Below are 21645 nucleotides of genomic sequence, written 5' to 3'. Positions count from 1 at the left end.
AGAACGCCCAATGTTTGCGTGACGCAGGTTGAGCTCGCGTTGACTATTGGCCGCCGACTGGTCGGCGGCGGGGTCTGGGAGCCGCTGTCAATGGCGCCCGAAAAATGCAGCACCATGGCGCCGCAATAATGCATCACTTGGGCATTGGTTGGGCGCGTAGCGCACAACGGGGTTTGCCGTTTTCCTTTGTCTTTAAAAAAACGAACAAAAACATCTTTTCAACACACTTGAGATTCAGAATGAGGGAGAGGCGGCAGACCTGTGGGAAACGTGTTTTCGTTTTCCACAGGGATAGCGGAGCGTCCGCCTCTCCCGGAGCCGCAAGTGGGCAGGATCGCCAGTTTCAGGAAGGGTCGGTTTTGCTATTTGAGCAGGAAGCTTTTGTTTCTGCAGCGCGCTTTTGCCGTTTGCTTTGATTCAGTCGATAGCTTTCGCCGTTCATCTCCAGGATGTGGACATGATGGGTCAACCGATCCAGCAGGGCGCCGGTGAGGCGCTCGGAGCCGAAGACCTCCGTCCACTCCTCGAACGGCAGGTCGCTGGTCACCATCACTGAACCCTGCTCATAGCGCTGGCTGATCACCTCAAAGAGCAGCTCAGCCCCCGTTTTGGAGAGTGGGACGAAGCCCAATTCGTCGATGATCAACAGCTTGTGTTTACTCAACTGACTCTGGAAACGCTGCAGCCGCTTTTCGTCGCGCGCCTCCATCAACTGGTGTACCAGCGACGCAGCAGTGGTGAAGCCAACCGCCAACCCCTGCTGACAGGCGGCCAGGCCCAATCCCAACGCAATATGGGTTTTCCCGGTTCCGCTGTTGCCCAAGGCGATGATATTGGCTCGGCGCTGAATGTATTCGCAACGCGCCAGCTCCATCACCAGAACCTTGTTCAATGAGGGCATGGCCAGGAAATCAAAGGAGTCCAGGCTCTTGATGGTGGGAAACCGGGCTTGTTTGATACGTCGCTCCACCATGCGCCGCTCCCGCTCAATCAACTCCAGTTCGCTCAGTCGCAGCAGGTATCGGCTATGATCAACGCCTTCCGCCGCGCACTGTTTGGCGATCTTTTCATATTCTCGATAAAATGTGGGCAGTTTGAGCGCTTTGAGGTGGTGCGCCAGGAGGATCTGCGGAGAGTCGTTCATCGCTGCTCTCCTGACGTCAACGCGGCGTAATCCCTGGCGGATGTACGCGCCACATGCACTTCGGGCAAAAAGGGATATCGGGACAGATCCAAACGGAGCGGACGTTGTTCAATGTGCCGGATCAGCAGATGTTTGACCGCCTCAAAGCCAATGGCGCCCAACTTCAACGCCTGTTGCACGGCAAAATGGACCTGTTCAAAGGAGAACGTCTCCAATAGGCGCAGAACCTGAATATATTCCCGCTTGCCCTTTTTACCCAGGCGGGACTCCATCAGACGGCGCAAGGTGGCGAACTCATCTGGCAGTTCCCATCCTTGCAACGGGGCGGCTTGATCCAGCGCCCTGGGTTTCTCCTCCAGCAGCGCCAGATAGTGCAAGGGGTCATAGATGGCGTCCTCACGCGCATAGGAGCGTGGATGCCGGGCAATCACCTCAGCGCCACAGGCGATCACCACTTCGTGGATGTAGCCCCGCACCTGCACATCGTGAAAGCCATAACGCACCGGAACCGAATAGTCATTGGTTCGATAGCGCACCAGCGCCTGGGATGTGACCTTGGCGCTCACCTTCTCGCAAGCGTCGTAGGGAATTGGCGGCAGCGGCAGGAACGCCGCCTGGTCTGTGGAAAATCGTTCTCCGATACTCCGCTGACAGCCTCGCAATGTCTGTTGACGACGCTCCAGGCATTTCTGGCGCAGGTGAGCGTTGAGCGCATCAAACGATTCAAAGCGGGGAGCCGGGACCATGAAGTTGCGTCGGGCGTAGCCGACCAGCCCCTCGACCTTGCCTTTGTCGTTACCTCGCGCCGGGCGGCCAAAGCGGCTATCGAACAGGTAATGGGATTGCAGCCGGATCATCTCTTCGGTCAGATCTCGGCGACCATCCCGGTAAACTTTGACCACGGCGATGCTGGTGTTGTCGTACAGAATGCTTTGGGGAACGCCGCCGAAGTGATCACAGGCGGCGTTATGCCCCGCACAAAACGCTTCCGTGGTTTCCGCGGGGAAGCCCATAACGAAGCTGTCGTCGCTGTAGGGCAGACTCATACAGAAAAAGTGGATCTTGCGCTCCACGCCGCCGATCACGCCGTGCGTTTGCCCAAAGTCCACCTGGGCGTGTCCGGGCGCATGGCTGAGGGGAACAAACTTCTCTTTCAGATGCAGACGCTTGCCGCGCACATACTCCTTGACCGCGCCATATTTCCCGTCGTAGCCGTATTCATCGCACAGCCGTTCATATATCCGCTGCGCGGTGTGGCGCTCCTTCTTGATCTTCTCCAGATCGTTCTTGAGAATCTGATCTATGAACCCGGTGAACGGCCCCAGTTTGGGCAATCGGACCGGCTTGCTCCGCTGGTAGCCTGGCGGCTCAGGGTTCTCCATCATTTTGCGCACCGTGCGCGGATCCAGCTCAAAGGCCTCCGCCGCCTTGCGCTTGCTCATCCCGCCTCTGGTTACCGCCAAACGCACTTCTCTGTACATGCTCACTGAATACATCCTCCCACCCCCTGACCCGGAAACTCTATGACTGAGTTTTCTGAGTTAGAGAGCTTTTTCTGGTGTGGGATTTTTGGACCGCCATTTTTGGACGATCCAAGCTGTTTCAGTGATGCATTTTTACGGCGCCATTCTCAAGCCGCGCCCCCAGCGGCCAAAGGTGTGCAATTCAGGGCGGCGCCCCACGATTTGGCAGGATTGCCAAATCGGACTCGCGCAGCGAGCCCGAAGGGTGAAGGCCATGGATGGCCTGAATCACGGTGTGGCTGTTGATCTTGGGAGTTCGAGGGCGCCGCCCTCGATATCTTCCATTTTCAAATTCGCCGACGTCCAATATAGAATTCGACTGAATATGCACAACGCCAATCAGCGCGTCGCCAAACCCAGTCGACACAGCGCCGACTCCAGCAGATTACGCGGCGCGCCCTCCCCCTCTTGGCTGCTGCGCACCCAGTTCCAGGAGCGCCACACCAGATAGAGCGCCGCCGCCAACGAGGCCAACTCCAACGCCGTGATGAGATTGGGGCCGTACCAATCGGGCGTTTGGTACATCAACGGCGGATGCGGATAGGCCAACGGCAGGAACACGTTCCAGGTCAGCGCATAGACGCGCATCTGCATATACAGCGAAGCGTCGCGCCCGATGAGCAGCAGCGGCACAGCCAACTGAATAATGTTGTAGCCGCCCCACAGTCCTGGAATTTCGCCGGGGGCATTGGAGCCAAACAGAAACACATAGTCGCAGATGGTGTAGGCGATCACCCAGCCCCAGCCGATGTCAAAATGGAGCGTGCGTTTGTCGGAGTTCTCCAGCGTCAGCAGACGCGGATAGGAGAGGGTCAGGATGATGATGACCCAGGCGACAAAGTTGATGGCGCTGCCGCCCAGCGGGACCTCCGGCGTACTGGCCAGATAGTCGTAGAGATCAAAGGTGGCGGCCTCCACCAGATTGAAGAGGATCAGGAAGTAGAACAGCAGCCGCGCCCAAGGCCGCTCCACCCAGCCGCGATAGCGCAGCCCCATGGTGAACAGCGTGGCCGAAAGAATCAGGACAAATTTGATGTAGGCGAAGAAGCCGGTGATGTCCGCTCCGCGCACCGCAAAGATCACCCCGAGGGCCACCGGCAGCAGCAGATAGACCGCCAACTGAATGCGCGGCGTTTGATTGATCAGCCCGCGCACGACCAGGAAAAAGATCAGGGTCGCAATAACAATCCAAAGGGCAATGGTCATACTCGTTCCAAATTCATTAAGCGAATGGAGAAATCCCATATCTCGCATGGGGGAGAGATATGCTGCAAAAGAGTACCCTGAACGTCGGCCTGGGGATAGTGCGCCTCGTCATATGCGCACTTCTGACAGACACCGGAGTGAATAGCCTGACTGCTCCAGCTCAACGCCTCCATGCTGTAGAGCCCCGGACTGCGCCCATAAAAAAAGGCGCAAACGCGCCTTTTCTCATTCCACAAAAAGAAGCACAAACTGGACGCCCCACAGTGATCGCGAACGCCCGCCCCGCCTCAGGACGACTTCAGGGACTTGACCAGTTTAATCCCTTTTTTGCGCTGCGCATGAATGACTTTCAATTGTGTCTTCAACTGCACTTTCTTTTTGGATGAAGCGCTCTCCATTTTTGCTTCCAGACTCTTCTTGCGCTCCTTGAGCTTGCGCAACAAAGCTTTCAGCGCCTTCACCTGTTCGCTTTTCTTTTCGTCTTCAATTTTTTTCAGCAAGCTCTTGAGCATCAGCGCGCCTCATCCGCCAGAAGATAATCCGCGTGGCTCCCCGCCACGTTCATTCATCATCACTATGGCGCAGCCATGTGACATCTGTGTGTCAAAGAGACTATATCTTGGAAAGAGCGTCTCTGAGACCACAGCATAAGCGTCCAAGCATCACTTTGGCGCGGAGTGCGCCCCTTCCATGTCCGCCATATCATCATCATCCAACGCCAACAGCGCTTCTGCAGCGCGGTCAGAGGCGTTTTTCGAGCCAAACAACACTTCGCCCATCTCAGCCAAGTTCCACACCACATCCCGCGCATAGCCCAGATCGTTCATCAGCGAAGAGCCCATCTGCGCGCTGACCCGCCCATCGCGGATCATCTGGTCCAACGCCCCCGTCACAATGGCGTTGCCCTCCTCCATATAGGCTTTGTAGTCATCCAAAGAGAGCACGTCGCCCAGCTCGCCCACACCGTCGCGCAGTTCGTTGATCTTCTTCAGCAGCAGCATGATCTGAATTCTGATCTCATTGTACTCATTGCGGATATCGTCGTTACTGGAGACGATGTAGCGCATCATGTTCTTACGCAAGTGTTTGACGTCTTTCACACACTGCACAATCAAGGCGCACGCCCGACGCACCTCATACACCTGCTCCACCACATCACGGGGCATTTCATGTTGCTGCGCCTTGCTGGTGAACTCGATGATGGCGGCGTGCAGGGTCTTCACTTTGGCCAGATAGATGGCGTCCAGATCGAATTCAATCACCTCGCGACTGGCGCGCAAGCGCTCCTCTAACGCCTCCTCATCATCCTCCACCATATGGTGACGATGCACGCTCAGTCCGTGGGCGATCATCTCCGATGCGTTATCATACAGGTGCATCGCCTCATTGCGCACCGACTCCACGTAGGTCTCTGGAAACTCATAGACCGCTTCATTGAGAAATTGCGCCTCCACCCGTTCCGTGGCCGGTTGTTTGATCACCCGCTCCAACAGCGTGACCAGACGCCCCACCAGCGGCGACATCAACGCCACGCCCACCGCATTGAAGATGGTGTGAAACACCGCCAGCTTCAGGGCGTAATCATCCGCCGAAATGCCCACATGGTTGCTAATCCACTCCACCGCATCCTTAAACTGGGCAATAAACAGGATCGCCACCAACCCGGTAAAGACATTGAACAGCAGATGCGCCCCCGCCAAACGCTTTCCTTGGTAGTTGGCGCTCATGGCGCCGATGATGGCGGTGATGGTGGTGCCGATATTGGCGCCAATGGCCAGCGCCAGCGCGTTCTCATAGGTGATCTGATTGACGCTCAGCGCGGTAATGATGAGCACCAATGTGGCGTGGCTGGACTGCATCACCACAGTGGCCGCCACGCCGATGGCGCAGTAGACCAACAGGCCCGCAAAACCTTGCATGGCGAACTCCGCCAGATTGATGGTCTCGCGGAACGCCTCAAACCCCTCTTTCATATGGTGGATGCCCAGAAACAGGAACCCCAACCCCGCCAACACCTGACCCACCCCACGCAATTTTTTCGAGCGCTGAAACACCAGAATCACGCCAAACACCAGCATCGGCATGGCGTAGGCGGAGATTTTCACTTTCAAACCAAAACCAGCCACCAACCACGCGCCGGTGGTGGTGCCGATATTGGCGCCAAAGATGATTCCAATCCCCGCCGCCAGCGAGATCAGCCCGGCGCTCATAAAGGAGATGGTGATCACCGACACCAGCGAGCTGGATTGCATGATGGTGGTGGTGATGACGCCAAACCCCAGACTTTTCCACAGGCGGTCAGTGGTGCGCTGCAACAGCTTTTCCAGCACGCCGCCGGTAAACGCCTTAAACCCCTCCTCCAGAAACAGCATGCCAAACAGAAAGATCGAGACGCCCGCACTGATCTCTTTAAAATTCGGGCTAATCCAGAAGCCATAAGCGAGCAGGAAGAAAATTGTCGGCAAGAGGATGCGTTTGAGCATGGGGGCAACTCCATGAGCGCCCTGGAGGCGCTGTGAACATCATCAGCACAATGCGTGCGGTCGGGCGGGATTCACAAAATTATGACGAGAATATGAACTTCATGAAAACATAATAAGATCGCTACCGAAAATCAATGGCGCAGGAGATGACTACCCTCAAGAGGCGGGCAAAGAGCGGCAGGACGATTCAGCACACAAGGGTGGCGATGTGCGCGGAATGTATTGAAAACCGAAAAGGAGAGGGAGAGCGCCAGTGGACGACAAAAGAGCACAACCACGCGGCGCCCTAAACAGCAAATCCAACGATCACGCCTTCAGTCGCTGGAGATTGTCGTATTCGCGCAGCAAAGGGAACGTCTCTTCCAACGGCGTCGGACGACTGATCCAATACCCCTGAATCTGATGGCACCCCTCTTTGCGCAGGAAGCGGCACTGCTCCTCAGCCTCCACCCCCTCAGCCAGCACCGACAGCCCCATACTCTCGGCCATGGCGATGACGGCGCGCACGATCACCTGATCCTCGCGCACGCGCGTGATTTCGCGCACGAAGCTCTGATCAATCTTGATCACGTCCACACTCAGATTTTTCAGATAACTGAGTGACGAGTAGCCGGTGCCGAAGTCATCAATAGCCACCGAGACGCCCAAACCACGCAGGGCGTTCAGCGCCTGCTGCACACGCTCGGTCAACTCCATAAGCACGGATTCGGTGATTTCGATCTGCAAGTTCTGCGGCGGCAGAGCATATTGCTCCAGCAGCACTTCCACCCGCTGCGCCAGCTCATCCCCGCGCTCCAGTTCTCGGCCAGACACATTCACCGAGACCACCAGGTCATAGCCCGCCTGACGCCAACTCATGGCGTCCTTGACCGCCTGCGCCATAATCGCCGCATCGATCTGATCGATCATGTTCAACTCTTCGGCCAATGGGATGAACACCCCCGGGGAGATCATCCCCTTTTCTGGATGAATCCAGCGCGCCAACGCCTCAAACCCCACAATCTTCTGCTGTGACAGATCGAATTTTGGCTGATAGTACGCCTGCAATTGTCGCTCACGTAGTGCGCGACGCAGATCCGACTCATAGGTCAGGCGCACCGTGGCCAGATCACTCATCTCCGGTTGGTAGAAGACGATGCAATCCTTGCCAGAATCCTTGGCCTGATACATGGCGGTATCGGCGTTTTTGAGCAATGCGCGCACATCATTGCCATCGTCGGGGTAGAGCGCCACCCCCAGCGAGCCGCTGACGAACACCTCATGCCGCCCATCCAGAATCACCGGCTCGCGCAACGCGCGCAGCACCTTCTCGGCCACCAGGCGCACATCCCCCTCCTCCTGCACATGCTCCAGCAACACCACAAACTCATCGCCGCCCAGGCGCGCCAGGGTATCGGCATTGCGCACGCAGCGGGTCAAACGACAGCTCACCTCCTGCAACAATAGATCGCCATGGGCGTGTCCCAGCGAGTCATTCACCCGTTTAAAACCATCCAGATCCAGGAACATCAGCGCCATACGACGATTTTCGCGTTTGGCGCCCGCCAGCGCATGCTCCAGTCGGTCATTGAACAATGCGCGATTGGGCAGTTCGGTCAGCACGTCAAAATGGGCCAGATGGTGAATGCGCTCCTCCCACTGCTTCTTCTCGGTAATGTCCGTAAACGCGCCGATAAAGTGGGTGATCTCCCCCTGAGGATTGCGCACCATCACAATGGTCTCCCAGGCGGCGAACACCTCCCCCCCTTTGCGCCGGTTCCAGATCTCCCCCTGCCAGGAGCCATTGGTCAGCAACTCTTGCCACATCTGTGCGTAGAACATCGGGTCGTGGTGGTCGGATTTGAGCAAACTTGGCGTGCGACCGACCGCCTCCTCTTCGGAAAACCCTGTGTGCCGGGTAAAGGCGCTGTTGACGCTGAGAATTCTGGCTTGGCTGTCAGTGACCAGCATCGCCTCTTGCGAATACTCAAACACATGGGACGAGAGCAGCAGATCGTTCACATGGCGTTCACGCTCCCGATAGGAGAGTTGGCTGCGCCATCCCACCCCCCAAACACCCGCCAGCCCCAGCAGCCAGATCCCCATATGGTTCACCGCCGCGATCTGTATCCCATGGGTGGCGGAGTCGTTATAGGGCGCCATGGGCACGGAGACGCTCACGCCGCCGCGCACCTGACCATTGGCGAAGCCCAGATGCCCGTGGCACTTCTGGCAGTGCTGCTTCATCACCATGGGCTTCATCAGGCGGATGTACGGCGCGCCGTCAATCTCGGTCAGTTCAACCTTCTCCTTGGCGCCCTGTTCGAACTCGCGAATGGTCTGCGCCTCCCAGGCGTCCGCTTCATTATTGGGGTTGAGATAGACAATGCCGACAATGCGCCCTCTGATGCCGTAGAGCTGGCCATACTCATCCATCATCTGCCGCAGCATATAGGCCGGGTTCATCAAGGTGAGCTGTTTGCCCCCGGTGGTAACCACATCGCGATCGGCGATGTGCGCCAAATAGGGGCTGGGCGGGGTGCGCTCATCGGGCTGCACATAGACCCCCCCATGCTTGGAGGCCCAGTTGCGATAGGCCTGATCTTTATTGAAGTTGGCGTGGGCGGCGCTGGTGGCCAGCGTGAGCGCTTGACGTTTCTCTTCCGCCACCTGCCAAGCCAGCGAAAGAGCCATAACCGCAGTCCAGGCCAGGGAGACAAGAATGGCGTTGCGATAGACAGGAGAGCGCATAGGAGACTCTTTCAGCTCTAGGAACCGTAGCCTGCGATCAGGCGACCAGATGCCAATCAATTCCCGCGCCGAGGGGATGCCCACTCTTGGCGCACAGCGAAAGAGATGAATTACGTGAAATTAACGTTATTTACTTACCATATACAAACCATTGTGCAAGAATTTGAGAGTCAGGCCAATAGAAAGTTGCCAGATACGCAGGAACGGGCGACAAAACCGCGCCATCACCACAATGCAAAAGCACAATTCGCGCTCGAATCCGTTGCTTTCCCACACCCGTCAAAACAGATCGCCCAGGGTTGCGGCGCGAACCCTGGGCGATCTGCAGACACAGAGATGCTGTCCGGGAGCTGACGTCCGCGCGCCAGACCTCCCGCGGCGCTAGAGCGTAAAGCGTCCCATCATCACGCCCAAATCATCGGCGATCTTGCGCATCTCTTCGGACTTCTTGCACACGGTTTGGCTGAAAGTGACCACGCTCTCCGCCGAACGGGTCACCTCGCCCACGGCGCTGGCCACGTTATTGGTGACCTGAACGGTATGATCCACCTTCACGCCGATCTCCGAATTGCCGCGCGAGGCATCCGCCACCGAGCGCGCCATCTCCTGAATGCCGCCCGAAGCCTCGCTCACATTGCGCGTCACCTCGGAGATGCCCGCAGAGATCTCCGACACATTGGTGGTGACCTCACGAATGCCTTCGGTGGATTGCGCCACCTGCATGGTCACCTCATTGTTCTCTTGCGAGACCTGCTCCATCGCCTCGCTGATCTCCGCCATCACGCCGCTCTGATCATCCACCGAGTTCAAAATGGAGTCGTTGGCCTCCTCCACCTTGCGGATGCGATCATTCACCTGTTCGGCGCGGGTCTCCACCTCCCCGGCCTGCTTTTGAATGGAGGCGACATTTTTGGAGATCATATCGGTGGCCTCGCCGGACTGCTTGGCCAACTCCTTGACCTCGTTGGCCACCACCGCAAAGCCCTTGCCCGCCTCACCAGCCCCCGCCGCTTCGATGGAGGCGTTGAGCGCCAGCATATTGGTCTGGTCGGCGATGTTTTTGATCACGTTGACCACTTTGCCAATCTCTTTGGAGGAGCGAATCAACTCCTCCATCACCGTACGGTTGGCGGCGGCGGACTCACGCGCCTGACGCGCCCCTTTGCTGGCGTTTTCGCACTCCTGACGCACCCCGTTGAGGGAGGCGTTGATGCCGGTAATGGCGCTGGCCACGTCGCGCACGTTGGCCGAGGAGCGCTCCACCGAACCGCGCACCGCCTCTTGTGAGGTGCTGGCCTCCTCGCTGGCGGCGGCCACGGTGGAGAGATTGGTGGCGGCCTCCTCGCTGGCGGCGCTGATGGTGTTCATGTTCACGCTGGCCTGCTCGGCGGCGGCGGTGATGCTGCTCATGGCCTGCTCAGCCTGCTCCATGGCGCTGGCCACGGCGTTCATGTTCTCACGCAGAGTATCCGAAGCCTGGCTCACGTCGCCGGAGCGCTCGGTCATGATCTCAGCGCCCACGTTGAGCTCCCCGGAGACCTTGGAGAGCTGCTCGGAGGAGGTGTGCAACACGCCAATGCTGGCGTGGATGTTGCCGACGATTTCGCGCAGCGCGCTGACCATTTTCGCCATGGCGGCGTTAAGGCTCACCGTATCCCCCGGTTTCACCTGCACCTGCACGCTCAGATCCCCTTGGCTCACCCGCCCCACCAGCTCCGCCAGCGGCAGCGGTTCCGCCCCAAGCGGCCGCATCACCGCACGGGTGATGTAGAGCGCAATACCCACTCCAGCCAACAGCGCCGCGAAGGTCACGATCAGGATCAGGGTCACGGTGCTGGCGTTGTTGGCTTGCAATCGCGGTCCCAACTCATCCTGATCGGCCTTGATGGAGAGTTTGACCTCCTCGGCGTGCTTGGCCACAGCCGGGCCGATGCGGTCCAGCGTATTGTGGATGATGTCATTGCGCTGCTTAATGATGTCGGCCACTCCGACCAAACCTTTGATATAGGCCGCGCGATGAGTGGTGAACTCCGCGAGCAAGCGGCGTCTTTCCGGGTTCTGCAGCTCGCGATCCAGCGTCTGCGCCAACGGCTCCAGATTCTCCACCAGCTCTTGGGAGGCGCGCTCCAGGTCGGCGTCCTGATTCTCTTTGAGGAACTTGGCGGCATACAGACGCCCCAGCAGCACATGCTCTTGCGCCCGACCGGCGAAATAGGCCGCCGCCGCATCGCCATCCTCATAGGCGGACTTCATGATCGCCGTGAGCTCTTCGCGCATGGCCAAGCCGTTAGGGTCCATCTGTTTGAACACCAGGTCGTTGCGCGCGTCGCGAAACGCCACCACCTGTTGGAAGCCCGCTTTATATTCGCCGATCTCATCATTCACCTGCTTGATCAGCGCCAAGCGTTTGGGGTCGTCAATATCCTCCAGCGCGTTCTTGAGGAACTCCTCCATGCGCTGGCGATAGAACTCATACTGCTCCACATCCTGATCACTGCCAGTGATGTTGAAGTCCTTCACATTTAGCCGCAGCATCAACATGTTGGCCTGCAGCCGCCCGGCCAGATTGGTCTGTCGCGCCAATCCCCGGTAGGTGACGAACCCATCCTGGCCGGTGGACAGGCCGCTATAGGCAAACAGCGCCACACCCAACATCAGCACAATCAGCACGCCAAAGCCAAGCGCCATCATGGTGGAGATTTTCAGTGATTTCATAACAGACTCCCCAACAGATCCTTTGAGGTCAGATCCAGGGCTGATTGTTGACACGCCAACATTATTGACGACAAACAAGAACCATTACACACACCCTCACCGCCAATTGCAACGATAACCGCGCCAATCGGCGATAAAATCGCTTTTTGCAGGAATTGAAAGGGGATATGGCGAAGCGGGGGTGAGATCTTTGTAAAAAACGTGATGTCAGCAAATAGGGCGCGCATAACGTCTGCGATACGAAGAGTGTGCGTTTTCCACTCGCTTAACGAGCAGTGAGCCCTGCTGGACGCAGGCCGAAAACGCTTGCCAGCAGGCTGGCAAAGTATCAGGTCGCGCGCGGCGCTTCAAGGAGCGGAAGCGCCGCGCGCGCCAAACGGCTCAGGGCTATTGTGGCTCGGCATTATATTCGATGACGAAGCCATAGGCTTTGCCGTCAAATGGCGAGCGATAGGAGCTGAAGCGGTGGGGGAAGTCGCCCCACGTGGCCACGGGGATGTTGACCTCGCCAAACGCCGCCACGTTCTGATTGCCGGTGGAGTCGTTGGGCTGGGTGTTGGGTCGCGGATCCTTATCCCCGGGCATGCCGTCATAAGCCCAGTTGGTATAGGACCACGGCTCGCCGCTGACCCAACGCCAGCCGCCGTCGGGCTCGCGCGCGCCCTGTGGCTGATAGGCGCCGATAAAGGGGCCGTTCATCACCCCATTGTGGCTGGAGTCCCAGCCGTACCAATACTTGCGATCCTGGATCAGGCCAAAGACAAAATCGTTCTCCTGGTGCGAATGCAGGGTGACCAGGTAGCCGCCCGCCTGCTCGGCCAGAGCTTTGGCCTGGGACCAGTTGATCCCGCCCTGGGGCGTGTAGACCGCCTCATACCAGTGGGTCTGACCGTTGGGAAGCCGGAACGACTGCGCTTTGCCGCGCTTGACGGGAACCGGCGCGGATTGGAAGGTGATGTTGCTCCCGGCCATGCCGGTGGCGTCGTTGCCGTTGGCGTCCAAGCCGCCGCCCTGGCCGCCACGCATATTTTGGCCCATCATGCCGCCACGGGAGCCCATGCCCGGCCCGCCAAAACTCGACGACCCCTGCCCCATGCGGCCAAAGCCCTGGTTCATGCCTCCGCGTCCGGGATCGAAGCCCTGCATCTCCTTGGGCACGCAGTGCAGCCCCGGCCCGCGATTGATGCAGTTGCCGCGCAAGGTGCGATTGCCGCGCGGCTCCTGAAACTGACAACTGGCCCCTTCCGCTTGATTGCGGCAGGCGTCAAACGAGGCTTGCGGCGGACCGCCAAACCCCTGCGCCACGGCGCTCGATACGCCCACAACCCCCACCAGAGCGCCAACACTCGCCACGATTTTCCGCGTTTTGCTCATTGACCGCTGCCTCAGTGAAAGCTGCATCCGCTCTTTGGTTAACCCAGGGCGCGGCGGGCGTTTTCAAACATGCGCAGCCAGGGACCGCGCTCGGCGTCCCACGCCACCGGCTTCCAACTGTGCTGCACGCCACGGAAGATGCGCTCCGGGTGCGGCATCATGATGGTTGCGCGGCCATCGGCGCTGGTGACCCCGGTGAGCCCCAGCGGCGAGCCATTAGGGTTGGCTGGATAACTGGTCGCAGGCGCGCCGCGTCCGGTCACATAGCGCAGCGCCGCCTGCCCGCTCTCCAGCAGCGTCTGCGGCCCCGCCTCATTGAGAAACTCGGCGCGGCCCTCACCGTGGGCCACCGTCACCGGCAGACGCGAGCCGACCATATCGCGCAGGAACAGCGATGGCGACTCCAGCACCTCCACCAGGGTCAGACGCGCCTCGAACTGTTCGGAGTCATTGCGCACAAAGCGCGGCCAGTTATCGGCGCCGGGGATCAGCTCATGCAGCGTGGCCATCATCTGGCAGCCGTTGCACACCCCCAGCGAGAAGCTGTCGGGACGGTGGAAGAAGGCCTGGAACATCTCGCGCAGACGCAGATTGAAGCGGATCGACTTGGCCCACCCCTCGCCCGCGCCCAGCACGTCGCCAAAGGAGAAGCCGCCGCACGCCACCAGCCCGGCGAATTGGGTCAGATCGCGCTCGCCCTCATCCAGCGCCGCCATGGTCACGTCCACCGCTTCGAAACCGGCGCGATGGAACGCTGCGGCCATCTCCACATGGCCGTTGACCCCCTGTTCGCGCAGAATCGCCACCGCCGGGCGCGCGCCGCTGGCGATAAAGGGCGCCGCCACCGACTCCTGCGGATCAAAACTCAGGGACGCGCCATTGAGACCGGGATCATCGGCGTCCAGCAGGGCGTCGAAGGCCTCATCGGCGCAGCGGGGATTGTCGCGCAACGCCTGCATCTGATGGCTGGTGGCCGACCACAAGCGACGCAACTCAACGCGGGGAGCCTGATACAGCACCTCTTCGCCCCGGGTGATGCGGATTTCGTCGGCGTCGTTGGGGCGACCGATGGGAATAATCCGCCCGCACCCCTGCAGCGCCTCTTTCACCGCGCCCAGATCGTCAGCGCGAATCTGCAGCAGCGCGCCCAACTCCTCGGAGAAGAGCGCTGAGACCGGCGCTTCGGCGTCATGGCCGCTCAGTTCGATGGTCACGCCCCGGTTGCTGACGAAGGCCATTTCACACGCCGCCGCCAGCAGACCGCCATCGGAGCGGTCGTGGTAGGCGAGAATTTTGCCCGAACGCTTGAGCCCCACCATGGCGGTAAAGAAGTTCTTCAGGGCCTCAGGGTTCTCCAGATCGGTGGCGTGCAATCCCACCTGACGGAAGGTCTGCGCCAACGCCGAACCGCCCAGACGATTCTTGCCGCCGCCCAGATCCACCAGCAGCAGGCGGGTCTCGCCCACATCGTCGCGCAGTTGCGGCGTCAACGTGATGCTGGCGTCGCGCACCGGCGCAAACGCCGAGATGATCAGCGACAGCGGCGCGGTGACCGCTTTATCGCCGTCTTCATCCGACCACACGGTCTTCATGGACATGGAATCCTTGCCCACCGGGATGCTGATCCCCAGCGCCGGGCACAGCTCCAGCCCCACGGCCTTGACCGTGGCGTAGAGGTTGGCGTCCTCGCCGGGGTGCCCAGCCGGGGCCATCCAGTTGGCCGAGAGCTTCACATCGCCAATCTGCTCGATGTCGGCGGCAAGGATGTTGGTCAACGCCTCGCCGATGGCCATGCGCGCCGAGGCCGGGCCGCTGATCAGCGCCAGCGGCGTGCGCTCGCCCATGGCCATGGCCTCGCCAGTGAAACCGTCGTAACCGCGCAGGGTCACCGCTGCATCGGCCACCGGAACCTGCCACGGCCCCACCATGGGGTCGCGGGCGATCAGACCGGTGACGCTGCGGTCGCCGATGGTGATGAGGAAGCTCTTGTCGGCCACGGCGGGCAGCTGTAGCACCCGCTTGACCATCTCCGCCAACGGAACCTCCGGCGGAATGTTCACCGCCGGGCCTTCGCGCTTGAGGGCGGCGACGTTGCGCACCATGCGCGGCGGCTTGCCCAGCAGGGTCTCCAGCGGCATGTCGATACAGGTCTCGCCGCTGGCGGCGTTGGTGAGCAGCAAGCGCTGCTCGCCGGTGGCCTCGCCCAGCACCGCCCATGGGCAGCGCTCGCGGGCGCAGATGGCGTCGAAGGCGGCGCGGTCATCGGCGCAGATGGCCAGCACGTAGCGCTCTTGGGCCTCGTTGCACCACACCTCCATGGGCGACATGCCCGCATCGGCGTTGGGCACGCTGGTCAGGTCGAAGCGCCCGCCCACGCCGCCGTCGTGAATCAACTCCGGCACGGCGTTGGACAGACCGCCCGCGCCGACGTCGTGGATGCTACGGATGGGGTTGAAGTCGCCCAACTGCCAGCAGCGGTTGATCACCTCCTGGCAGCGCCGCTCCATCTCGGCGTTGTCGCGCTGCACCGAGGCGAAGTCCAACTGCTCGCAGCCGGCGCCGCTGGTCTGGCTGGAGGCGGCGCCGCCGCCCAGACCGATGAGCATGGCCGGGCCACCCAGCTGGATGATCAGGTCGCCCTCGCGCAGGGGCTTCTTATAGACGTGCACGGCGCTGATGTTGCCCAAGCCCCCGGCGATCATGATCGGCTTGTGGTAGCCGCGCATCTCGCCGAAGAACTCCTGCTCGTAGGTGCGGAAGTAGCCGCAGATGTTGGGGCGGCCAAATTCGTTGTTGAACGCGGCGCCGCCGATGGGCCCCTCCAGCATGATCTGCAGCGGCGTGACGATGCGATCGGGCTTGCCGTAGGGCTTCTCCCACGGCTGCGGCAGATCGGGCAGATTGAGGTTGGAGACGGAAAAGCCGGTCAGGCCCGCTTTGGGCGTGGAGCCCTGGCCGGTGGCGCCCTCGTCGCGGATCTCGCCGCCGGAGCCGGTGGCGGCGCCGGGATAGGGCGAGATGGCGGTGGGGTGGTTGTGGGTCTCCACCTTCATGAGGATGTGGGTGGTCTCCTCATGTTCACGATAGACGCCGCTATCGGTATCGGGGTGGAAGCGGTTGCCCGGCCCGCCCGCGATCACCGAGGAGTTGTCCGAATAGGCGACGATGGTGCCTTCGGGGGCCAGTTCGTGGGTGTTGCGGATCATGGAGAAGAGACTGCGCCCCTGCTCCACGTCGTCGATGATCCAGTCGGCGTTGAAAATCTTGTGGCGGCAGTGTTCGGAATTGGCCTGGGCGAACATCATCAGTTCGACGTCGGTGGGGTTGCGCCCGGCCAGACCGAAGCGTTCGGCCAGATAGTCGATCTCATCTTCCGACAGCGCCAGGCCCCATTGAATATTGGCTTCGCGAATCGCCTCGGCGCCGCGCCCCAGCGCATCCACCACCCGCAACGGGCCCGGATCGTGCTGGGCGAACAGTCCCGCCAGGGCGGGCTGCTCAAAGGTCACCGCCTGGGTCATGCGGTCGTGCAGCAGCGGCAGAATGGGAGCCAGGGTCTCGGCGTCGGCGGGGGAGCCCTCAAAGCGCCACGCCACCGCGCGCTCAATGCGGATCACCGCATCCAGGCCGCAGCGGCGAGCGATATCGGTGGCCTTGCTGGACCACGGCGAGGTGGTTCCAAAACGGGGGGTGACCCACGCCTGGGGCGCAAACGGCGCGCTCTCGGCTTCGCGCGGGCCGTAAGTGAGCAGCGCTTCCAGGGTCTGCGTCTGGGTCTCGTCCAGCGGCGCGTTCAGGTAGACCAGATGCGCAAAGCGCGCCTGCAGGCCGCTCAGTTGCGGCATCTGCGCGCGGCACTGAGCCAGCAGTTTGTCCAAACGAAACGCCGAGAACGCCGCCGCGCCGGGCAGATTGAGAATCAGGGGATCCCCCATGATGACCTCTATCGAAAAATTGGGAAAATACGGGCTGCGATAGAGTAAAACAAAAACGCCCCCGGGTCACCGGGGGCGTTGCAAATCCCTACTATTTCGCTGCGCGGATCAGCGCTTCAAGCCCATGCGCTCCACCACCTGCTGGTAGGCCTCCTCGACCCCGCCCAGGTCGCGACGGAAGCGGTCCTTGTCCAGCTTCTCGTTGGTGTGCAGATCCCACAGACGGCAGCTGTCGGGGGAGATCTCGTCGGCCAGCACCAGCTCGCTGGGGTTGGTGGCCAGACGGCCGAACTCCAGTTTGTAGTCCACCAGACGGATATCGATATTGGCGAAGTAGGCGATGAGCACGTCGTTGATGCGGTGCGCGTACTCCATCATCTCTTCGATTTCGCGCTCCTTGGCCCAGCCGAACACCTCGATATGGTCCACGGTGACCATGGGGTCATCCAGTTCGTCGGACTTGTGGTAGAACTCCACCACCGGACGCGGCAGCGGGGTTCCCTCTTCCATGCCCAGACGCTTGGCCATGGAGCCGGCCACCAGGTTGCGCACCACCACCTCCACCGGGAGGATGTTGACGCGGTGCACCAACTGCTCGCGGTCGCTCAGGCGCTCCTCCAGGTGGGTGGGGATGCCCACCGCCTCCAGAATGGTGAACAGGCGGGTGGAGATCAGATTGTTGAGCACCCCCTTGTCGGCGATGGTCCCCTTCTTCACGCCGTTGAACGCGGTGGCGTCGTCCTTGAAGTATTGAATCAACAAGTTGGGGTCTTCGGTGGCGAACAGCACCTTGGCCTTGCCTTCGTACAGCTTCTCGCCTCGTTCCATGTCTTTCTTCCCACAGTAGGATGAACACAAGCGCGACTCGCGCGCGTTTCAGTTTAATCCGCCCCCGCCACAGCGAGGGGATCTCTTACAACGGGTCCGGCGTGGCGTCCAGATCGGGCCCGCGCCGCACCGGTTGGATCGACTCACAACGCCCGGTGCGCCGATTGACCACAATCAACGCGCCGCTGATGCTGGCCTCCCCCTGCGCCGCTTCAAAGCGGCTGGGGAGCTTGCTGGTAAAACGCGGTAGCACGCTGTCCAGCTCCATGCCGATAACCGACTCATAGCAGCCGGTCATGCCCAGATCGGTCATGTAGCCGCAGCCCCCAGCCAGCACGCGGTGGTCGGCGGTGGGAATGTGGGTATGGGTGCCCACCACGGCGGAGACGCGGCCGTCCAGATAGCGCCCCATGGCCACCTTCTCAGAGGTGGCTTCGGCGTGCATGTCAACGATGATGACGTCGGCCTCGCGGCCCAGGGAGATTTTGTCCAGAAAAGCGTCGGCGGCGCGGAAGGGGCAATCCACCGGCTCCATAAAGACCCGGCCAATGAGATTGAGTACGCCGATGCGTACGCCGCCATCGGTCTGAAACACGCCGTGTCCATGACCGGGGGCGCCGGGCGGATAGTTCATCGGCCGCAGCAGACGACGTTGTCGCCCCATATATTCGTGGATGTCGCGGTAGCGCCAGACGTGGTTGCCGCTGGTGATCAGATCGGCGCCGGCGGCGAACAGCTCTTCGGCGGTGTCGGGGGTGACGCCGATGCCGGCGGCGGCGTTCTCGCCATTGACGATGACGGCGTCGGCGCAGTGGGTTTTGCGCAAGGTGGGCAGGTGTTCCTTGAGCGCGCGACGTCCCGGACGACCGACAACGTCGCCAAAAATCAGAATTCGCACCGTCTCGTCGCTGTGCGCCGCCTCGGCCATGCTCTCCACCCTTCCGCCGCCTTGCGCCTGCATCGGTTCAAGAAACGCAAGATCGGAAAAAAGGCGCGAGTCTACCCAAACGCGCCGAGGCGCGCAACAAAAATCGCCAGATCTACGCGCATTCAGAACAAATCTTGCGCGCAAGAAGAGGCGATTGCGCGCGCTTTTTGGTTCCTTTGCAGGACGGATTGAGGAATAATGGATTTTGCGTATTTCCCTATTGGGAAGCGTCGTTTGCGCCGCGTTTTCCGAGCGCGCCATGCAGGAGAGAGAGTCATGTTTGTCCGTCGTTGCGCCACCCTCACCATCACCGCCAGCCTGATTGCGCTGATGAGCGCCGCCACCGTCCACGCCCAAGGCGCGGAACTGTTGCTGGCGCCCGAGCGCATCAAACTGGATCTGACGGCGCGACAGGACCAACTCAACCGCATGGTGGCCGCAACCCCCGAACAGGCTGAAAGCCTGAACGAACCCTCCCTGCTCAACTTCGATCTGGGCGAAGCGCGCTTTGTGGTGGACGACTCCGCCCTGCGTCTGGAGGAGGCCTCCGGCGTGAGCGCCCGCGGTTCGCTCAATCTGGGCGGTTTCTCCCTCTCCGGCCAGGTGGCCGCCGCCATCAGTCCGGTGGAGAGCCCCACCCTGTTTGACGGCGCGCGTCCGCGCACCTGGGGCGCGGAGTTGGGCTACGCCTTCGGCCTGGGCGGGCTGGACACCCTGGTGGCGCTGGGCTATCAGGGCAGCGGCGGCGCGCCGGGATTGATCAACGCCCCGGAGGATCGCTTCACCGCCGGTTTGAGCTTCTCGCTGATGAACAGCGCCGCGCTGGCGCTGGAGTGGCGGCATGACCGCGACTCCGCCGAAGCGGGTTTCGCCTCCCAAGCCGACGACGCCGCCACCCTGCGTCTGCACCTGCCCTTCTGAGCGCGGCGACGGATGGCCAAACTGCTCTATTTCGCCTCGGTGCGGGAGGCGATGGGTCGCGGCGCTGAAGAGTTGCCGCTGCCCGCCACAGTGACCGATGTAGCCTCCCTGCGCCGTCACTTGGGCCAACTGGGCGCGCCCTACGCCGAGGCGTTGACCGCGCCCCATCTGCACGTGGCGGTCAACCAAGCCCACGCCCGCGACGCCGACCCGGTGGGCCAGAGCGATGAGATCGCCTTCTTCCCGCCGGTAAGCGGCGGCTGATTCGCCGCGCGCCGCCAACAGCTCTTCCAACCACTCTTCAGGGCGCCGCTTGCGCGGTTTGCCCCACCTGCCGCTTCTCGTACGCCGCGATCATCTGCGCCACCGCCGCATACCCTTGCCCATTGAAGTGCCCCGGCAGCCCCAGCGGGAAGAGGCGTTCAGGCTCCGTCTCCTGTTGCAACTGCGGGGTAAAGTCCAGCACCGTCAGCGCCATCGCCTGCGCCGCTTGTAGCAGACGCGCACGGTGATAGTCGTGGGAGGGCGTCTGATCGAAAGCGCGCTCGGCGCTGGGCAGATAGACCAGGATCATCTCGCCACCCCAGGCCGCCGTCCGCTGCTGCGCCGCTTGCAGAATCTCAATCAACCCCTCCTCCGGCGCCATGGGCGCCTCCGGCGGGAACAGGCGAATGCCCAACGCCTGTTTCAAGGCGGTCAAGCGCAGGAATTTGCCCACCTGTTTGAGCCCTTTGCTTTGCGGCTGGGCGCGGGAACGGATCTTCTCTTCACTCAGGGCGAAAAAGCGCCCCAACACCCCATCAATCTCCTCCTGGCGGTCGCGCAGATTCTGCGAGAAGCCCGGTTCGCGCAGATAGCGGATCAACAGCGCGTCGGCCATCTCCCGCGGCAGATCATCCAGATCGTTGGCCTCATAGTAGAGCCAGTAGACCCGCTTGGGCCGCAGCGGCGCGGCGTATTCGCTCAACGCCGCCAGTTGAAACAGCGGCCCGGAGCCGCGCACGCCGAAGTTGCGCACGCCGCCCGGCAACGCGGCGCGCAGATGCCCGGCGATATTCTGCTCCGGCGCCACACAGTCGCCCATGGTGAAGGAGTCGCCAATCAGCACCCGCGCCAGCGGCGCTGCAAGATCGGCCTCGCCATTGTTGAAGCCCTGGGCATCGGCGGTGAACAGAGCGTACTCGCCCCCCTCATTGCACAGCAGCGTCGGCGTATTGGAAAGGCCGCCCAAAGGGAAGATGTTGGCGAAGGTCTCCGGCTCCAAGCGCCGGTAGTCGAACCACTCCGAGGGGCTGAAGGCGAAACTGAGCGCGTCGCCCTCCAGCCGAGCGTCGTCAATCACCTGCAACGGCGTGCGCGCATCATAGGGTTGCCCCCGTTTGGCCGCCAGTTCGGCGCGGTTCGGCTGGGCGCCCAGCTTGCCCGTTAGCGCCAACCCCTCGGCGGTGTAAACAAATAGGGTTCCAATCAGCGCCGCAAAGAAGAACTGAATGCGCCGCTCGCCACGCAGACGAATTCCCCACAGCAGCAGCAGACACAGCGCCAGGGAGAGCCCGGCGTTATTGAGGAAATACTCCCCCATACGCCCGACGTGGGTGAGGCAGTAGATCAACTGATACAGCGCGGCCAGATTGAGCAGCAGTAGAAAGCCAAAAGCGACGCGGTTCAGTTTGCGCAGAAATTCGCTGGAGGGGGCGTGGGGGGCGGTCATGCCGGGCTCCTGGATTCCTCGACAAAGGCTGACGTTGAATAAATGTGCGGCGGCTCTGAGCATAAGACGACGCCACGGACTGATTCGCGCCACGCCACAAAGCGTTCTTACTATACGCGGCGGCGGCGTGCAAAGACCACGCGCGCA

14 protein-coding genes are annotated in these 21645 nt (G+C 61.2%); 2 read left to right on the top strand and 12 right to left on the bottom strand.

Annotated elements, in window-relative coordinates; all coding sequences use genetic code 11:
• Positions 1 to 343: 343 nt before the first annotated feature.
• From istB to MAIT1_RS14865, 11 genes are all read right to left on the bottom strand, one after another.
• The gene (istB, locus tag MAIT1_RS14915) at positions 344 to 1144 is read right to left on the bottom strand and encodes an IS21-like element helper ATPase IstB (RefSeq protein WP_085444358.1); all 801 of its coding nucleotides are present in this window, start codon (positions 1142 to 1144) and stop codon (positions 344 to 346) included.
• Positions 1141 to 2640, bottom strand: a complete 1500-nt coding sequence (gene istA / locus MAIT1_RS14910; RefSeq protein ID WP_143814646.1) for an IS21 family transposase — start codon at positions 2638 to 2640, stop codon at positions 1141 to 1143. The genes istB and istA overlap by 4 nt, the downstream gene beginning before the upstream one ends.
• Positions 2641 to 3006: 366 nt before the next feature.
• Entirely contained in the window at positions 3007 to 3873 is an 867-nt protein-coding gene (locus tag MAIT1_RS14905; RefSeq protein ID WP_085444357.1) for a DUF5692 family protein, read from the bottom strand.
• Positions 3874 to 4160: 287 nt separating this feature from the next.
• Entirely contained in the window at positions 4161 to 4385 is a 225-nt protein-coding gene (locus MAIT1_RS14900) for a hypothetical protein (protein WP_085444356.1), read from the bottom strand.
• A gap of 150 nt (positions 4386 to 4535) precedes the next feature.
• A complete protein-coding gene (locus tag MAIT1_RS14895) occupies positions 4536 to 6356 on the bottom strand; it encodes a Na/Pi cotransporter family protein (RefSeq protein WP_085444355.1) in 1821 nt (606 codons plus the stop codon).
• 306 nt (positions 6357 to 6662) lie between these two features.
• The gene (locus MAIT1_RS14890; RefSeq protein WP_085444354.1) at positions 6663 to 9086 is read right to left on the bottom strand and encodes an EAL domain-containing protein; all 2424 of its coding nucleotides are present in this window, start codon (positions 9084 to 9086) and stop codon (positions 6663 to 6665) included.
• A gap of 381 nt (positions 9087 to 9467) precedes the next feature.
• A complete protein-coding gene (locus MAIT1_RS14885; RefSeq protein WP_085444353.1) occupies positions 9468 to 11801 on the bottom strand; it encodes a HAMP domain-containing methyl-accepting chemotaxis protein in 2334 nt (777 codons plus the stop codon).
• A gap of 387 nt (positions 11802 to 12188) precedes the next feature.
• Positions 12189 to 13175 carry a lectin-like protein gene (locus MAIT1_RS14880; protein ID WP_085444352.1) on the bottom strand — a complete coding sequence of 329 codons (987 nt, stop codon included), beginning with the start codon at positions 13173 to 13175 and terminating at the stop codon, positions 12189 to 12191.
• A 38-nt stretch (positions 13176 to 13213) separates the two neighbouring features.
• Positions 13214 to 17110, bottom strand: a complete 3897-nt coding sequence (gene purL, locus MAIT1_RS14875; protein WP_198947911.1) for a phosphoribosylformylglycinamidine synthase — start codon at positions 17108 to 17110, stop codon at positions 13214 to 13216.
• Between the two features lie 108 nt (positions 17111 to 17218).
• On the bottom strand, positions 17219 to 17938 hold the full coding sequence (gene purC / locus MAIT1_RS14870; RefSeq protein WP_085444351.1) for a phosphoribosylaminoimidazolesuccinocarboxamide synthase: 720 nt from the start codon (positions 17936 to 17938) through the stop codon (positions 17219 to 17221).
• Positions 17939 to 18023: 85 nt separating this feature from the next.
• Positions 18024 to 18866, bottom strand: coding sequence for a TIGR00282 family metallophosphoesterase (locus MAIT1_RS14865; RefSeq protein ID WP_143814945.1), 843 nt, complete (start codon positions 18864 to 18866; stop codon positions 18024 to 18026).
• Between the two features lie 276 nt (positions 18867 to 19142).
• Here MAIT1_RS14865 and MAIT1_RS14860 point away from each other — a divergent pair, with 276 nt between their 5' ends.
• Complete coding sequence (locus MAIT1_RS14860; RefSeq protein ID WP_085444350.1) at positions 19143 to 19787, top strand: hypothetical protein; 645 nt, start codon at positions 19143 to 19145, stop codon at positions 19785 to 19787.
• A gap of 12 nt (positions 19788 to 19799) precedes the next feature.
• The gene (gene moaD / locus MAIT1_RS14855) at positions 19800 to 20051 is read left to right on the top strand and encodes a molybdopterin converting factor subunit 1 (protein WP_085444349.1); all 252 of its coding nucleotides are present in this window, start codon (positions 19800 to 19802) and stop codon (positions 20049 to 20051) included.
• A gap of 37 nt (positions 20052 to 20088) precedes the next feature.
• Here the strand turns inward: moaD and MAIT1_RS14850 are convergent, their stop codons facing one another.
• Complete coding sequence (locus MAIT1_RS14850) at positions 20089 to 21498, bottom strand: hypothetical protein (protein ID WP_085444348.1); 1410 nt, start codon at positions 21496 to 21498, stop codon at positions 20089 to 20091.
• Between the last annotated feature and the right edge of the window lie 147 nt (positions 21499 to 21645).

Origin of the sequence: Magnetofaba australis IT-1 (assembly GCF_002109495.1) — a bacterium.
Classification (GTDB): Bacteria; Pseudomonadota; Magnetococcia; order Magnetococcales; family Magnetococcaceae; genus Magnetofaba; species Magnetofaba australis.
The sequence above is the reverse complement of the archived record's forward strand: the minus strand, read 5'-3'. Positions and strand labels throughout refer to the sequence as shown.

Excerpts from the sequence above, each read along its gene's own strand:
- istB (WP_085444358.1), bottom strand. The coding sequence starts at position 1,144 with ATGAACGACTCTCCGCAGATCCTCCTGGCGCACCACCTCAAAGCGCTC.
- istA (WP_143814646.1), bottom strand. The coding sequence starts at position 2,640 with ATGTATTCAGTGAGCATGTACAGAGAAGTGCGTTTGGCGGTAACCAGA.
- MAIT1_RS14905 (WP_085444357.1), bottom strand. The coding sequence starts at position 3,873 with ATGACCATTGCCCTTTGGATTGTTATTGCGACCCTGATCTTTTTCCTG.
- MAIT1_RS14900 (WP_085444356.1), bottom strand. The coding sequence starts at position 4,385 with ATGCTCAAGAGCTTGCTGAAAAAAATTGAAGACGAAAAGAAAAGCGAA.
- MAIT1_RS14895 (WP_085444355.1), bottom strand. The coding sequence starts at position 6,356 with ATGCTCAAACGCATCCTCTTGCCGACAATTTTCTTCCTGCTCGCTTAT.
- MAIT1_RS14890 (WP_085444354.1), bottom strand. The coding sequence starts at position 9,086 with ATGCGCTCTCCTGTCTATCGCAACGCCATTCTTGTCTCCCTGGCCTGG.
- MAIT1_RS14885 (WP_085444353.1), bottom strand. The coding sequence starts at position 11,801 with ATGAAATCACTGAAAATCTCCACCATGATGGCGCTTGGCTTTGGCGTG.
- MAIT1_RS14880 (WP_085444352.1), bottom strand. The coding sequence starts at position 13,175 with ATGAGCAAAACGCGGAAAATCGTGGCGAGTGTTGGCGCTCTGGTGGGG.
- purL (WP_198947911.1), bottom strand. The coding sequence starts at position 17,110 with ATGGGGGATCCCCTGATTCTCAATCTGCCCGGCGCGGCGGCGTTCTCG.
- purC (WP_085444351.1), bottom strand. The coding sequence starts at position 17,938 with ATGGAACGAGGCGAGAAGCTGTACGAAGGCAAGGCCAAGGTGCTGTTC.
- MAIT1_RS14865 (WP_143814945.1), bottom strand. The coding sequence starts at position 18,866 with ATGGCCGAGGCGGCGCACAGCGACGAGACGGTGCGAATTCTGATTTTT.
- MAIT1_RS14860 (WP_085444350.1), top strand. The coding sequence starts at position 19,143 with ATGTTTGTCCGTCGTTGCGCCACCCTCACCATCACCGCCAGCCTGATT.
- moaD (WP_085444349.1), top strand. The coding sequence starts at position 19,800 with ATGGCCAAACTGCTCTATTTCGCCTCGGTGCGGGAGGCGATGGGTCGC.
- MAIT1_RS14850 (WP_085444348.1), bottom strand. The coding sequence starts at position 21,498 with ATGACCGCCCCCCACGCCCCCTCCAGCGAATTTCTGCGCAAACTGAAC.